Source organism: Thiobacillus sp. (genome assembly GCF_030696885.1).
In the GTDB taxonomy this organism is placed as follows: Bacteria; Pseudomonadota; Gammaproteobacteria; order Burkholderiales; family Thiobacillaceae; genus Thiobacillus.
Map to the genome: position 1 here is coordinate 157,299 of NZ_JAUYRI010000005.1, position 14,802 is coordinate 172,100.

Sequence of the window (14,802 nt, forward strand, 5' to 3'; positions counted from 1 at the left end):
TCAGGCGCGGGGTCGATTGCCGGTTACTGCACCGGCATCGGCTTGTTGTCGTTGAGGTTGAGCCAGCCCTTGGCGATGCGGTAGATATACCAGACGAAGGCCACGCCCCACACCACCCAGCCGATCAGGATCAGGAAGGTGATCCAGCCCACCACGAACCACAACAGGCTCCACCAGAAGGTGCTGATCTGCCAGCGGAAGTGGCTTTCGAGCCAGGTGCCCTGGACGTCTTCCCGCTTGATGTAGTTGAGCACGATGGCGACGATGGCGGAAACGCCGATAAACAGCGACAGCGCATACAAGGCATAGGTGACCGTGGTCAGGGTCTTGAGGCTGGCGATCTTGCTGTCGGCGACGGGGGCGGTGTCCATGTTCATCAGCGTGCTTTCTGGTAGATGGGCATCATTTGGGGCACCAGCGCGTTCAGGGCCTGAATGCGGTTGGCGGGCGCGGGGTGGGTGCTGAGGAACACGGGCGGGCCGCCGCCGCTGGCGGTGGCCATTTTTTCCCACAGCCGCACGGCGGCATTCGGATCGTAGCCGGCGCGGGCGGCGAGCTCGATGCCATAGCGGTCGGCTTCGCTTTCGCCTTGGCGGCTGTTGGGCAGGGTCAGCGCAATGTCGGCCACCGGCGCCAGGATGCTGAGATCGCGGCCGGCGACGATGGAGCCGAGCGCCACGCCGCCCTGCATGGCCATGGCGCGCGACATGCGCTCGCGGCCGTGTCCGAGGATGGCGTGGGCGATTTCGTGGCCCATGATCTGGGCGATTTCGTCATCGCTGAGCTTCAACTTTTCGACGATGCCGGTGTAGATCGCCATCTTGCCGCCGGGCATGCACCAGGCGTTGAGTGAAGGGTCGTCGATCACCGCCACTGACCATTTCCACTCGCGGCTGGGCGCATACATGTTGCCGGCCTGCACGATCAGCCGGTCGGTGATGCGCTTGACGCGGGCATTCAGCGCGGCGTCGCTGCTGAGCTTGCCTTTCTTTTGCGCGTCGGAAATCGTTTGCGTGTAGGCCTGCGCTGACGCGGATTGTGCCTGTTCTTCCGACACCAAAGACAGCTGACTCCTACCTGATACCGGGTTCTCCTGGCAGGCCGCCAGGCTGGCGACGGCGACGATGCCGGTAAGTGCGAGCTTGAATTTCATGATGACTCCTAAAATGGTTTGATGCCGAACCTACCCGAAAGGGCGTTAAACCGGCAATTGCCGGACCCGCACTCCGGGTAAGGCGTCAGGTTGGACAACAATCCACCTTAGCAAATCTGGAGTCAAATGCCGCGCAAGAGTTCGTTGATGCCGACCTTGGACAAGGTTTTCTCGTCGACCTTCTTCACGATCACCGCGCAATACAGACTATAGCTCCCATCCTTGGAGGGCAGGTTGCCGGATACCACCACCGAGCCCGCGGGCACGCGGCCGAAATGGACTTCGCCGGTTTCGCGGTCGTAGATCTTGGTCGACTGACCGATGTAGACACCCATCGAGATCACGCAGTTGTCTTCGACGATCACGCCTTCGACCACTTCGGAGCGCGCGCCGACGAAGCAGTTGTCGCCGATGATGGTGGGGTTGGCCTGCACCGGTTCGAGCACGCCGCCGATGCCGACGCCGCCCGAGAGGTGCACGTTCTTGCCGATCTGCGCGCAGGAACCGACCGTGGCCCAGGTGTCGACCATGGTGCCGTCGCCGACGTAGGCGCCGATGTTGACGTAGCTGGGCATCAGCACCACGTTCTTGCCGATGTAGGAACCGCGGCGTGCGGCCGCCGGCGGCACCACGCGGAAGCCGCCTTCACGGAAGTCGCGGCTGTTGTAGTCGGCGAACTTCGACGGCACCTTGTCGAAATAATTGGTAAAGCCACCCTTGATGAAGGCGTTGTCTTCCAGGCGGAACGACAGCAGCACCGCCTTCTTGATCCATTGGTGGGTGGTCCAGTTCTGGCCGTCGGTGCGCTCGGCGACGCGCAGCTGACCCTTGTCGAGCATGTCGATCACCGACATGACGGCATCCTTGACCTTGGCGTCGGCGTTGCGCGGGGTGATGTCGGCACGGCGCTCGAACGCGTCTTCGATGATTTGCTGCAGTTCTTGCATGGTGGTTTCCTGTCGTTGAGTAGTGGGAATTCAGTAGAGAACCAGGTGCTTCACACCTGGCCGACGAAGCGGACGATGCGCCCGGCCGCCTCGACGCAGGCGTCGTGGCTGTCAACCAGCGCGATGCGAACGAAGCCCTTGCCGGGGTTGACGCCGGCGGCGTCGCGCGCGAGATAGCTGCCGGGCAGCACGGTGACGTGCTGTTTTTCATACAGGCCGCGGGCGAACGCGGCATCGTCGCCGCCCGGCACCCGCCCCCACAGGTAGAAGGCGGCGTCGGGTGCGTCGAAGCTCAGCACATTTTTCAGAAGCGGCATCACGGCGGCGAATTTTTCGGCGTACTGGCGGCGGTTGTCGGCCACGTGCGCCTCGTCGTTCCATGCGGCGATGCTGGCCGCCTGCACCGCCGGGCTCATCGCGCTGCCATGATAGGTGCGGTAGAGCAGAAAGGCCTTCATCAGCGCGGCATCGCCCGCCACCATGCCGGAACGCAGGCCGGGCACGTTGGAGCGCTTGGACAGCGAGTTGAAGACGATCAGGTTTTTGAAGCCGCGGCCGAGCTGCTGTGCGGCGGTCAATGCGCCGAGCGGCGGAGCACCTTCCTCGAAGTAGATCTCCGAATAGCATTCGTCGGCGGCGATGACGAAACCATGCTGGTCGGACAGCGCGAACAGTTCTTTCCAGTCGGCCAGCGACATCACCTTGCCGGTGGGGTTACCGGGCGAGCAGACGTAGATCAGGTTGACCTGCTCCCATAAATCTTCCGGCACGCGCGACCAGTCCATCCTGAAATCGTTGTCCGGCAGCGTGTTGAGGAAGAAGGGGCGGGCGCCGGCCAGCAGCGCGGCGCCTTCGTAGATCTGGTAGAAGGGGTTGGGCGAAATGACGACGCGGCGGCCATGGCGACTGGAATCGACGCTGGCCTGGGCAAAGGCGAACAGCGCCTCTCTTGATCCATTGACCGGCAGCACCTCGGTGGCAGGGTCGAGCTTGACGCCGTATCGGCGCTCGGCCCACGCGCAAATCGATTCGCGCAGCGCATCCGAGCCCTGAGTGATGGGATAATTCGCGAGCCCGCCCAGCCCTGCGATCAGCGCGTCCTTGATGAACTGCGGCGTGGGATGTTTGGGCTCGCCGATCGACAGGTTGATCGGGCTGAGGTCGGGATTCGGCGTCACCCCGGCAAACAGCTCGCGCAACTTTTGAAACGGATAGGGATGGAGTTGTTCGAGACGCGGATTCATTGCAGCGTAGAGTCTGATTAAGCCCCACATTATAAAGCCCCATGCCCTCGATTCCCCTGCAGCGCACCCTTGCCATCAGCAGCCTGTTCTATGCCGCCACCTTGTGGGGGCTGATGTGGTATCCCTACCGGCTGCTCAACGACGCGGGCGTCGGCGGTATCGCGTCGAGTTTCATTACCTATGTCGTGCCGCTGCTGGTGGTCGGCTGGCTGCATGCCCGCGAGCTGCAGCACGCGCGCGGCCGCTGGATATGGCTGGCCGCGCTGGGGCTTGCGGCAGGCTGGACCAACCTGGCCTATGTGCTGGCGATGCTGCAAGGCGAGGTGGTGCGCGTGCTGCTGCTGTTTTTTCTGTCGCCGCTGTGGACCGTGCTGTTCGCGCGTTTCCTGCTGCACGAAAAACTCAACCGCGCCGGCTGGGCGGTGATGGCGCTGGCGGCGGGCGGCGCGATGGTGATGCTGTGGCAGCCCAACGGCGACCTGCCGTTGCCGACCAACCGGGCCGAGTGGCTGGCCTTGTCGGCGGGCGTGATGTTTGCGATGAGCAATGTCATCAGCCGCCACCTGGGCGGCGTCACCGAAGGCGCCAAGTCGGTGTCGGTGTGGGCCGGCGTGGGCGTGCTGACGGTGGTCGGCCTCGCGCTCTATCCGGGCGAGCTCGACTTCATCGCAGGCGCAGATAGCTACACCTGGCTGCTGCTGCTCGGCGTGGGCATCGCGATCGGCAGCATGACATATGCGGTGCAGTTCGGCCTGGCGCGCGTGCCGGCCAACCAGGCCATCGTGATCTTTTTGTTCGAACTGGTGGTGGCGGCGGTGGCGGCGTATTTTTTGTCCCGCGAACGCATGGGCCCGCAGGAGTGGGTGGGCGCGATCATGATCGTGGCCGCCAGCCTGTTCTCCGGCCACATGGAAGATGACCAGGTGAAAGCGAAAACCGATGTCTGAACCCTCCCCAATGTCTGTCACGGCCCTGCTGCACGCCGGCCTGCTGGTGTCCGATCTGGCGCGGGCCCGGGTTTTTTACGAATCGGTGCTGCAGCTGACGCGCGACCCCAACCGTCCCGACCTGCCGTATCCCGGCGAATGGTACGACCTCGGCAACGGCCAGCAGCTGCACCTGATGCGGCTGGACAACCCGGACGCCGCGTCGGTGCGCCCCGAACACGGCGGCCGCGACCGTCATATCGCGCTGGGCGTCAGGAACATGGAAGCGCTGAAAAGTCGGCTCGACGCGGCCGGGGTGAAATACACCGCCAGTAAGTCGGGGCGCGCGGCGCTGTTCTGCCGAGATCCGGATGCCAACACGCTCGAGTTTGTTGAAGTCAGCTGAGCGGATCAGGCTTCGCGCTCCCGCCCCCGGTGCTACGCACCCGCCGAGTCGCCGCTCGCATCCGGATTCGAACACCTTGGAGCTTGTTGAAGTCCCCTAACCGGATCAGGCTTCGCGCTCCCGCCCCCGGTGCTGCGCGCCCGTATCAGTCCGTCAGATCAGCCCGATAGGTGCGCATGAAGCGTTCGAGTTCGGTGTTGAGTTCGACCGAGAACGGCCAGGCATCGGCGTTTTGCGGCGACAGGGTGCGTTTCTGCCGGTGGACCCGCTGCGTGCTGCAGTCGAACAAGCGCAGACTCAGTTCCGGCCAGTAGGCACTTTCGACGGTTGAGCTGCTGTAAGACGCCTCGACGCGCGCGGACAGCAGGGCGCGCGGTGCATTCGGGCCGGCGCACAGTTCACGGCTACGCGGGTGCTGGTTCGACTCGTTCCACCAGGCGTTGAAGGCCTGCTCGTTCAGCGCGAGCGCGCGCGGCTCCATTTTCAGCACGTCGCGCCCGGTCTGTTGCAGGCTGGTGTGGATGCGCTGGGTATAGCTTGAGCGCGTTTCACCTGACCAGAAATCACGTTGGGCCGGCAGGCCCAACGCTGCATAGGCGAGCGCGGGACGTGCCGGTTTTGCCGGTGGGGATTCCACCGGTGCCGATGGAGCGGGCGTGGCGGCCGGGCGGGCGAGTGCGAGCTGGGGGGCTGCGGGTTGGGGTGCAGAGGGTAGCGGTGCTGCAGCGGGTTTGGGTTCCGCGGGTTGCGATGCAGCCGTGGGCGGTGTGGCGATGCGCGGCTTGGCCGCAGGCGCAGTTTGGACAGGGGCGACACGGGAAGGCGCCGTGGCTACAGGGGATGGCGCGGGGGCGACACGAGATGGCGCGGGGGCCGGCGCGGGCGTTTGCATGGCGGCATACGGTCGGGGCGAGAGGGTCGGGGCGGTGCTGGGGGTGTCTACCGGGGCAGACGGGGCGGGGCGTGTGGCGGCTGCCGGGGCCGGGTCGGGCGCATTCGCGGAGGGGGGCGTGTCCGGGCTTGTGCCTGTGCGGGCGTCAAGGGATTCGCGGCTGACTTCGGCGATGGCCGCCGGCGGGTTCGGCATGCCCGGCAGCCCGGGCAGCAGCCGCGGCGCCAGCATCAGGCCGACGCCGGCAAGCACCAGGATCAGCGAGGGGTGGGTGACGTTGAGCTTGATGCCGAAGGCTTCGACCGACGACGCCTGCGTGCTGGTCTTGCTGTAGATGAACATCACCAGCCCGGTGGCCACCAGCGCCAGGCCGGCCAGTACCAGCACGGTGTCGATCAGGGCGGAAAAGTCGGTGGGCATGGTGGCTCCTGTGGACTCAGTAATGCAGGTCGCGCGCGGTGAACAGCATTTTCGGCGCGCTGCCGAGCACGCGGGTGAGCACCGAATTCATGGTGGCGCAGTCGTTGTCGAAACCACCGTGGGTGTGGCTGATCGAGGCGCCCTGTTTGATTGCGGCGAGCTCTTGGGCCGGATCGATCGGGATGCCCTGGGAAACCACCAGCGCCGGGCGGCCGTCGACCTGTCCGCTGAAGATTTTGGCCAGCTGGGCGTCGGCTTCGAGGCAGGCGTGCATCCCCAGTATAGGCACCTCGCGCATGCCTTCGAAGGCATTGGACACGAGATAGAGCAGGGATTTTCCATACGGCCCGACGCAGTCGCCGCGTTCCAGTTTGTCGGACAACAGATACAGGCTTGGCAGCGGGATTTCTCCCGCGTCCAGGCCGGGCAGCAGCAGCTGCTTGAAGGTGTCGGTGCGGATCGCGGGCGCGAGGAACTGCACGCTTTTCAGTGGGAGGCCCAGATTGCCCAGCAGCGGCATGGCGTGGGCGGCGAAGATGCTGCCCGCCGAATGGCCGACGATGTGCAGCTCCCAACCGGTCTTGTCGGCCTTGTCCAGTTTTTGCCTGGCCAGTGCGACGTACTGCGCGACCAGCTGGATGCCGCCGATGTTGTGCGGGTGGACGGACGCCAGCTGGGCGTTTTGCTTCATTTCGCCCCACAGCCGGTGGCCGACCCGGGCGAGCGTGAGTTCGAGCACGCGGTCCTTGGCCTCGGTCAGATTTTCCAGAAAGCCGCCGCCGGCGAGCTTGTCGGCCTCGGTGAACAGGTCCTTGAACAGGCCGGCGACGCTGGAAAGAAAGTCGCTCTCCCACATGATGTGCAGCGGGTAGATCTCGTTTTCCAGCATCACGTCGCGCATGGCGATGATGCGCTTGGCGCAGCCGGACTCGGAATTGAGGCCGCCGTGCAGATAGAGCAGGATGCGGCGTTTCTTCCAGCCGCGGGTTTTGGCGGGGATGGTTTCGCAGAACAGGCGCTCGATGTCCGACTCGGTGGTCCAGTACTCGCCGTTGTCCGACAGCTCGCCGTTGTTGGTGACGTTGATGACGTAGGGCCGGATCTCGGACAGTGGGATGGTGCGGCTGGTGCGCTGCAGGCCGGAGGTGTCGATGCTCTTGTCGTCAGCCCACAGGTCCATCGTTACCGGCACGCCGAGCTGCGCGACCCAGACATCGGTGGCGTGCATCAGAAAGTCTTCGTAGGGCAGTAGCGCAAAGCCGCCGGCGCCCCAGCCCGGCCCCCAGGAATTCTGGACGATGAAGCCCTGCGGGGTGTAGCCGACGAGGGCGACGGCATGGCCGCCGTCGGCGCTGCCGCTGCGCTTGATCACCGGCAGCCTGAGCGTGGTCTTGCGGCCGCGGTGCACGTAGCTGACCGGCACTGGTTTGTCGCTCTTGTTGCCGCCGGGGTTGGCCCAGCCCGAGTGCACCATCAGCGTGGCGTACAGAATGCCGGTTTCCTTCAGCGCGGTGTGCATGTCGCGCACGTTGTAGGGGCGGATGCGGTAGTACGCACCGCCCGGCGTGCTCATCGCCTGCTGGATGATGGGGTCGCTCATGTGGGTGATGCCATGCTGGTCGTCCTTCCACGCCGAACGCAGACACACGCCGTGCTTGGACCAGGCCTTGATCGCGCCGCGCGCGGACGAGCCTTCGTAGGCTTCGCCTGGCCATTCGTCGTAGCGGCGCGCCAGTTCGTACAGCATGCGCGGGCTGACGATGGCGGTCCGCTTCTGTTTGGCGCGCAGGAAATTGACCACGGCCGCCAGCGCAAAGCCGGTGCAGGCGCCTTCGCGACCCTGGTCGAGAATCATGGCTGGCTTGATGAAGGCGCAGCTGACCAGTGAATCGGGCAAGGAAATCAGCGCCGGCTGATAAAACCAGTCGCGCAGGTCGATGCGGTCGGGAAACGCGTCGAGCCGCTGGCGGGTGGCTTTTTCGGCGCTGGTCTTGAGCGGGCGATCCGAGAGCGAGGCGGGGGCTTTCTTGGCCATGAGGGGCTCCTTGGTCAGTTTTTTCTGTTCCAGATGCGGCGCGCGACGACGGAATCGATGCCGGCATGGATGAGGTCGAATGTCAGGCGGTTCGGCGTGCACACGCCTGCTTCCATCAGGGTACGGATGCCTTCCATCATGATGTCGCGCACCTCTTCGAAGCTTTTGTCGGTGGTGCCGGCATGGTGGCAATCGAACAGCCAGTCATGGATCAGGAAGGCGGGGGCGTAGGTCCAGGGCGACAGGTCCTTGACGAACCACAGTGGACGCGGAATCGAGCCGCCGTCGGTGAACAGCCTGCCGGGCTCGATCACTTCGCCGGTGCTGCGGATGAAACGGAAGCACGGTGTCTGCGGTTCCATGCGGAAAATGTCCGGCTTGACCCAGACCAGATAGGGCTCGCCTTCGAATTTCCCGATGGGGAAATCCGGATAGAACTTCTGCGTTGCTTCGCCCCAGGTGGACATGGCTAGGGCCGGGCCGGCTTTGCCGCCGACCTTCTTTTTCCTGGCCGGCTTCTCTGCCTCGACCAATTCAGCGGCGAGCTTCTCGGGCGTGAGGCCAAACTTGGCGTCGATCTGCTTGCGCTCGGCCACGGTTAACAGCGCGGTTTTTTTGGTTTTTGCTTTGGGCTTGGCTTGGGTCTTGGGCATGTCGAACGGTCCTTTGGGTGGAGGGTGGATAAACGGGAATTTATTTTTCGTCCTGCCGCACGAAGAAGGCGCCCATCACGCCGGTCGCCAGTCCCTGCACGGCGGCCAGCCACAGGCGCGAAATGTCGAGCAGTTCGGGCAGGGTTTTGCCGGTGAGCGGGAAGAACAGCAAGGGCAGCAACAACAGAAAGATGTAAAGCAGCGACAGCCCGAGCGTGAGCCGGTAGAGAAAACAGTCCACCTGGATGTCGGCCTGCTCCTGATGGCGCTGGGTATAGACCAGCACACCGATGATCAGCGATAGATTGGGGACCATGGCGGGCAGGAACCAGTCCCACAAGCCGACCAGGTCGACCTTGCGGGCAAAGAAGCTGATGAACAGCAGCACGGCGAAGCAAATGCCCGCGCCGACGAACCACAGCAGTGCGAGTCGCTTGCGTGCGACCTGCATGCTGAGCGTCATGGCTGCCGCTCCAGTACGCTGAGGATGCCGGCGCCACGCAGGTGCTGCTGGCCGTCGAACAGCCCTGGGCGCTGCAGTGCTGCGCCCAGGCTGGAAATCGAAAACTCGTAGACCAGTGCGGTGCACACGGTATCTCCGCCATAGGGCCGGCCGGCGAGTTCGGCGGGGAGGGCGGTCGCGCCTTTCTCCACCCAAGTCATGGCTTCACCCGGCCGGACGGGTGTGCCGCTGGTGGTGAACGGCGTCGGGGTGAAGGTGAACACGATGACGCGGAAGGTGTCGCCATTCTTGCCCAGCAGGGCCCGCAGGTAGGCGTCGATGCTGAACGGGATCAGCGACACCGGATCGATTTGCGTCGACCAGCGTTGCTCGGCGGCCGGTGCGGCATTCGGGTCGATGCGCTCGATCTGGGTGACCATGGCAAAGCCATCCGGCACGGCGTAGTAGCTGACTTCGTTGTAGCCGTTGGCGGCCAGCGCACGCTCCATCCGCGCCGCCACGCTGCCATTGCTGGGCATGGGCTGCCCGGCCACCAGCAGGGCGCGATCGAGCCTGAGCCGGGTCGAGTAGGGCGGCGGCGGCCAGGGAAACTCAGGCAGCTTGAAGCTGGCTTTCTTGGCAGCCATTTTTTTCGTGGCCATTTTCTTTTTGATCTGGACCGGGGCCTGCGCGGCGGGAGCGGGTAAGCGGCCAGTCTCGGGCACAAAGGCGGGCTCGGCCGCGGCGGTAGCCGGCGCATCGGCAGGGGGGGCGCCATTCGCGGCTGCCGGCGCCATCAGCCGGCGTGTGTGGGCAAGGCGGTTGTCGCGTGCCGTTTGTTCGCGCACGTCAGGCGTCACGCAAACGTGGTCACTCGGGCGGGCTTCGCGCCAGACAAAACCCGGCTTGCAGGTGTCCGCTCCATACGCGCCACCGTGCGTTTCGCGGCGCGCGCCGGCGAGCTGGTTGTCGCGTGCGGTTTGCTCGCGCACGTCGGGCGTCACGCAGACACGGTCGTCCGGAAAGGCCTCGCGCCAGACGTAGCCTTCGATGCAGACATCGGGATGCGGTGCTGATTCGACCGTAGATGCGGCCAGCGCGAGCAGTGCAGTCAACAGCACGGCACGGAGGGCACGTGAGAGGGCAGGATGCAGGTGGGTCATGGCAGGCTCCCGGTCAGAACGTTTTCAGGTATTCCAGCAGCGCGGCCTTGTCGGCGGCCGGCAAGCCGGTGCCGAAGTCGTGGCCCTGGTTGCCGTTGCCGCGCAGCCGGGTGTCGAGCGGGGTGCCGGCGCGCTCGGCCGCCGGGCCCTGGACGACGAAGCCGACTCGCACCGGGTCGTAGACGTCGTAGCCGCGCCAGAACAGCTGCGGCCGCTGCGCCGGCGGCGTCAGCAGGTCGGTCAGCGTCGGCACCGAACCGTTGTGCAGGTAGGGCGCGCGCAGCCAGATGCCGTCGAGGAACTGCGCGACATAGCCGGTCAGCGGCGCTTCGACCAGGCCGCGGCGTTCGATGCCCATGTCGCTGACGACCTTGTTGGCCTCGATCGCGGCCTGCTTGCCCCAGGTGTCGATGCGGCCGCGGTCGGTGCCGATTTCGCTCAGGGGAATGATCGTGCCGGTGAGCGCGCTGGCGTGGCAAACCGCACAGTTCGTGTCGAACACGGCCTTGCCGCGCGCGGCGCGAGTGGCATCGATGGGGAAGGGGTATTTCGGTGCCGGGGTGTTCTTCAGGTAGTCGACCAGCCAGTCGATGTGGCCGAGGAAGTCGTCGGTGTCCTTGGGCGCCGCGCCCATCAGGCCCAATGCCGAATCGATGACGACCGAATAGACGTCGTGCGAATCGCCGGCGAAGTTCATGCGGTGGCCTTTTTCATGTTGGTATTTCTTCAGGTTCCACACCGAAGGCATGTCGGTGGGGCCGAACGTGTCGTCCATCGGCCAGCGGATCATGAAGTATTTGGTCAGGTTCATCGCGTCGTCGCGCCCGCGCCCCCACTCGGGAAAGTCACTGCGGTAGATCCATTCGAACTGCGCTTCGCGTTCGGTCAGGCGTTTTTTGGTGATGGGGATGATCAGGTAGCGGTAGGCCAGGCGGTCGATGAAATCGAGGTCGGCGGCGAGGTTGATCTCGGCCATCAGCGTGTCGGCATTGAAGCGCGGGTCCTTGGCGCAGTCGACCAAAAACCGGAAGAAGGCTTCGAGGTCGAGCGTGTGGTTGGGGCCGGTGACGACTAGGGTCGGCGTCTCGTCGGGCTGGGTGCGGTAGCTCGCCACGTGGCAGGCAGCGCAGGTATTGGCGACGCGGTCGAAGCCGATGCGCCGCTTGGAAAAGCCCACCGGCAGCTCCTGGCCCTGTTCCCACACCACGCCGAAGCTGGCGTAGCCGACGCCGGGCTTGGGCAGCTTGTCGGGGAAGACGCGCGGCAGCACGTAGAAAATCCAGTAGGGAATGCCGGCGTCGTTTTCCGCGCCCATGGAGCCGTACTTGAAGCGGTCGTCGGGGTTGTCGAACTGCGTGGCGCCGTGGTCGCGCAGGAAGCGGTCCCAGCCGACATAGCCCAACACCACGCCGAGAATCAGCACGACGAGGGCGGTTATTTTCAACCAGCGCGGACAGCGGCAGAGCGTCTTCATGGCGAGCTCCTAAAAGGTTTTCAGGTATTCGAGCAGCGCCCACTTGTCGGCGTCCGGCAGTGTGGTGCCGTAGGCCGCGCCTTCGTGGCCGGCGTTGCCGTTGCCGGGGATGCGGGTGTCGAAGGCGAACAGCGGCGTGCCCTGGCTTTGGGGCTGGTTGGCGACGAAGCCGAGGTGCTTGGGGTCGTAGAGATCGTTGCCGCGATAGAAGGTCTTGGGGCGCTGGCTGGCGGGCTGCAGCAGATCCCACAGCGTGGGCACCGAGCCGTTGTGCAGGTAGGGCGCGCGCAACCAGAGGCCGTCGAGCGGGGCGTTGGCGTAGCCGTAGGTTTTGCGGAAATGGCGGAAGCGACGTTCCGGATCGGCCGAGTACAGCATGCCCTGGTTCTGCGCGAGTTCGAGCGTGTAAGAATCGAGACGTCCGCGGTCGGTGCCGATGGCAGCAATCGGCGTGAGCTTGCCGACCTCGGCGCCGGAAAAATCGCTGCCGCTTGTACCGTGGCAGGCGGCGCAGCGTTGCATGTAGATGCGCGCACCGCGGTCGGCCAGCGCGCGGTCGACGGGGAAGTGGCGGTCGAACGCGGGCGGCTCGGCAGTGGCGATCCAGGCTTCGATGCGAGCGATGGCGGCGTGGTCGATCAACTTCGGTGTGGCGCCGGTGCCGAAGGCGGCCGACAGGTTGCGCTCCTCGACGCGGCTGTTGTTGCCGTCCCAGTGCAGCTGCATGTCCTGCTTCTTCGCCTGGTTCCAGATCGCCGGAAAATCCGCGACGCCGATGAGTTCTTCCGGCGACAGCTTTTCGAACGGCACGCCGAAGATGGCCTTGGCCGAATTGAAGGTGTCGACCCGACCCGGTCCCCAGTCGGCCTGCAGGTGGATGAAGCGCAGCCGCCCGGTCAGCCCGGCGACGCCATCGCGCATTAGGTGGATGCCGACCGGGTAGATGACATGGGTGTCGAGCAGGCCAAGGCCGCCGGCCTTTTCCGCGATGCGCGGTACGACCTGGGAAGGCGTGAAGCGGCGGTCATTGACGCAGGCCTGGACGAATTTCTGGAAGGCCATCAGGTTGAGCTGGTTGGCCGGCATGCCGGAGACCAGCATCGGCTTGGCGTCGGGCGCGGTGCGCACGGTGGCGGTGTGGCACACCGCGCAGTTGAGGAAGACGCGGTCGATGCCCAGATGCCGCCGCTTCGACATGCCGACCGGCAGATCGCGGTCGGGCTCGAAAATGAAGCCGAGCGAGGCGTAGCCCTTGCCCGGAAGCAGGTCGGGGCAGACCTCGGGCAGCACCTGAAAGACCCAGTAGGGAAAGCCCATGTTGCGCTCGCCGCCGGTGGAGCCGTACTTGAAATGCTCGACCGGATCGTCGTAGGTCACCGGGCGGTCGGGCAGAAAGCGGATTGCTGCGCCGAAGGCGAAGAGCGCGAGCAGCGCAAGCAGCGACCACAACAGCGTGCGGCACAGGACGCAGGGGGAAGCAGAGGGGCTCATGGTGTGCGCTCCACGTAGCGGGATGAGGGCAGGCAGGGCGGAAGTTGCGCGTAAGGCCGCTTCATCAGGTCGCTGCGCGGTGTGTCGCCGAGGCGGGTCTCGATGCTGCGTTTCAACACGGCGAGCTCGGGCGAGCGCGCCCATTGATGGGGGGTGATGCCGCGGCTGGCGAGTGCCGAGGGCGGCGGCATCGGCGTGGTGCCGCGTGCGGCGGACGGTGTCTCGGCCATGCTCAGGCGAACAAAAATGCGCGCCGCGCAATGCGTCAATTGGGCTTCGACCGAGGCCGGACTGCCGTGCAGGAAATTGGGTGGGTGCGGCAGCGTGGTGTCGTGGCAGCTGGCGCAGTGGATGCGAAACGGGGTGAGCGCGGCGTTTTCCTGCGGCTGCGGTTCCAGACGTGCCGGTGGCAGCGCGATGCGCGCAGTCCGGCGCGGTGTGCCGAGTTCGGCGAGCAGCTGATCGACCAGGCTGTAGCTGAACGGACGCGCTGCCAGCACGCCGCGGGCCAGAAGGCGCTCGAGCGGCGCGGCAAGATCGGCGTGCGCCCACTGCTTCACCGTGGCGGCATCGAGCATGCCCGCCAGGCCGACGACGAAGGCCGTCTTGTCCGGTGCGTGCCAGGTTTCGAGCGGCGGGCGCAGCAGCAGCGGGTCGTGCGCGGTATCGGGCAACGCGGCCAGCGGATCGCGGTTGGGCAGGTCGGGGTTGGGAATGGCCAGCCCGTTGGGCCAGTGCTGCATCCAGTTGAGCGACAGCGTCGGCAGGCTGGACGGCGCCGGCAGCGTCCTGTTACGTGCATAGTTGAGTGCGGCCGCAAAGGCATCGAGGCGGCAGCGGTCGCCCGCGTCGCCGTTGCCGCATCCTGTCAGCCACAGCTGTTGCCAGACCGAAAACAGGTTGGCGCGGTCGGTGGCGTTGTCGATGAAATAGGCGATGTCGGTGCCGGTCAGCCTGACCTGATAAAAGTCGCGCCGGGTTTCGCGCAGGCGCTGGGCGATGGCCGGATTGGCCGGCGTTTCGTCCCACAGTGGACGGGCGAAAATGGGCGCGGCATTCTGGTGGCACGACAGGCACAGGCTACGCCGCGCGTAGAACAGCTGCGGCGTCTTGCCTGCCTGGTAGTCGCGCACCACCTGGAATTCGAAGCGACCCGCGGTATCGTTGTAGCTGATGACCTCGATCACGCCGCCTTTTTCGTGATACCCGATGAACAGGCGGTCCTTGAGCGGCGCGATGCCGGGCAGCGCATCGCCGTCGGTGGCGGCGACCACGCGCGGAAAATGAAAGAAATCAGGCGCGCCGGCATCGCGCTGCAGCGAGCGGCCGAGCGGGATCAGCGTGACCTTGAGCGGCGGCAGGCCGCCGGCGTCGGTGCGCATCTGGCGGTTGATGCTGCGCAGCAGGCGGAAGAACGGATACGGCACCGGCTTGTCGCCGACCAGCTGGTCGAAGCGCGAGTGGCCGGCCGGCGGCAGGTCGCCGCTGGTGTGCGCCGGAAGTGATGCGATCGAAGCGGCGGCGAACATGATCGTGAGCCAGGCCGGCTTCATGGC

14 protein-coding genes are annotated in these 14,802 nt (G+C 65.4%); 2 read left to right on the forward strand and 12 right to left on the reverse strand.

Translation table 11 applies throughout. From position 1 onward, the window contains the following. Window positions 1-23: 23 nt before the first annotated feature. The 4 genes from Q8R61_RS01845 to dapC all read right to left on the reverse strand — a co-directional run bounded on the left by Q8R61_RS01845 (window position 24) and on the right by dapC (window position 3,344). On the reverse strand, window positions 24-377 hold the full coding sequence (locus Q8R61_RS01845) for a hypothetical protein (protein ID WP_305533609.1): 354 nt from the start codon (window positions 375-377) through the stop codon (window positions 24-26). Further along, the gene (locus Q8R61_RS01850; protein ID WP_305533611.1) at window positions 377-1,153 is read right to left on the reverse strand and encodes a M48 family metallopeptidase; all 777 of its coding nucleotides are present in this window, start codon (window positions 1,151-1,153) and stop codon (window positions 377-379) included. The genes Q8R61_RS01845 and Q8R61_RS01850 overlap by 1 nt, the downstream gene beginning before the upstream one ends. A 122-nt stretch (window positions 1,154-1,275) precedes the next feature. After that, window positions 1,276-2,100 carry a 2,3,4,5-tetrahydropyridine-2,6-dicarboxylate N-succinyltransferase gene (dapD, locus tag Q8R61_RS01855; RefSeq protein ID WP_305533613.1) on the reverse strand — a complete coding sequence of 275 codons (825 nt, stop codon included), beginning with the start codon at window positions 2,098-2,100 and terminating at the stop codon, window positions 1,276-1,278. Window positions 2,101-2,150: 50 nt separating this feature from the next. Then, window positions 2,151-3,344: a succinyldiaminopimelate transaminase gene (gene dapC, locus Q8R61_RS01860; protein ID WP_305533615.1), complete on the reverse strand. Its 1,194-nt coding sequence runs from the start codon at window positions 3,342-3,344 to the stop codon at window positions 2,151-2,153. A gap of 41 nt (window positions 3,345-3,385) precedes the next feature. Here dapC and Q8R61_RS01865 point away from each other — a divergent pair, with 41 nt between their 5' ends. Beyond that, entirely contained in the window at window positions 3,386-4,291 is a 906-nt protein-coding gene (locus tag Q8R61_RS01865) for a DMT family transporter (RefSeq protein ID WP_305533617.1), read from the forward strand. Window positions 4,292-4,301: 10 nt separating this feature from the next. Continuing rightward, a complete protein-coding gene (locus Q8R61_RS01870) occupies window positions 4,302-4,676 on the forward strand; it encodes a VOC family protein (RefSeq protein ID WP_305533619.1) in 375 nt (124 codons plus the stop codon). A gap of 145 nt (window positions 4,677-4,821) precedes the next feature. Here the strand turns inward: Q8R61_RS01870 and Q8R61_RS01875 are convergent, their stop codons facing one another. Genes Q8R61_RS01875 through Q8R61_RS01910 form a run of 8 tightly spaced genes read right to left on the reverse strand, consistent with a single transcriptional unit; the run spans window position 4,822 to window position 14,799 of the window. Next, window positions 4,822-5,988: a hypothetical protein gene (locus tag Q8R61_RS01875; RefSeq protein WP_305533621.1), complete on the reverse strand. Its 1,167-nt coding sequence runs from the start codon at window positions 5,986-5,988 to the stop codon at window positions 4,822-4,824. A 16-nt stretch (window positions 5,989-6,004) separates the two neighbouring features. Continuing rightward, window positions 6,005-8,023, reverse strand: a complete 2,019-nt coding sequence (locus tag Q8R61_RS01880) for a C1 family peptidase (protein WP_305533623.1) — start codon at window positions 8,021-8,023, stop codon at window positions 6,005-6,007. Between the two features lie 14 nt (window positions 8,024-8,037). Beyond that, window positions 8,038-8,676, reverse strand: coding sequence for a DUF1353 domain-containing protein (locus Q8R61_RS01885; RefSeq protein ID WP_305533625.1), 639 nt, complete (start codon window positions 8,674-8,676; stop codon window positions 8,038-8,040). A 40-nt stretch (window positions 8,677-8,716) separates the two neighbouring features. After that, window positions 8,717-9,139, reverse strand: coding sequence for a hypothetical protein (locus Q8R61_RS01890; RefSeq protein ID WP_305533627.1), 423 nt, complete (start codon window positions 9,137-9,139; stop codon window positions 8,717-8,719). After that, window positions 9,136-10,281 (reverse strand): hypothetical protein, encoded by a 1,146-nt coding sequence (locus Q8R61_RS01895; RefSeq protein ID WP_305533628.1) that lies wholly within the window; start codon window positions 10,279-10,281, stop codon window positions 9,136-9,138. The genes Q8R61_RS01890 and Q8R61_RS01895 overlap by 4 nt, the downstream gene beginning before the upstream one ends. 13 nt (window positions 10,282-10,294) lie before the next feature. Then, window positions 10,295-11,755, reverse strand: a complete 1,461-nt coding sequence (locus Q8R61_RS01900) for a c-type cytochrome (protein ID WP_305533630.1) — start codon at window positions 11,753-11,755, stop codon at window positions 10,295-10,297. A gap of 9 nt (window positions 11,756-11,764) precedes the next feature. After that, window positions 11,765-13,246, reverse strand: a complete 1,482-nt coding sequence (locus Q8R61_RS01905; RefSeq protein ID WP_305533632.1) for a cytochrome c — start codon at window positions 13,244-13,246, stop codon at window positions 11,765-11,767. Then, window positions 13,243-14,799 carry a hypothetical protein gene (locus tag Q8R61_RS01910; protein ID WP_305533634.1) on the reverse strand — a complete coding sequence of 519 codons (1,557 nt, stop codon included), beginning with the start codon at window positions 14,797-14,799 and terminating at the stop codon, window positions 13,243-13,245. Before Q8R61_RS01910 ends, Q8R61_RS01905 begins: the two co-directional genes overlap by 4 nt. Window positions 14,800-14,802 lie beyond the last annotated feature (3 nt).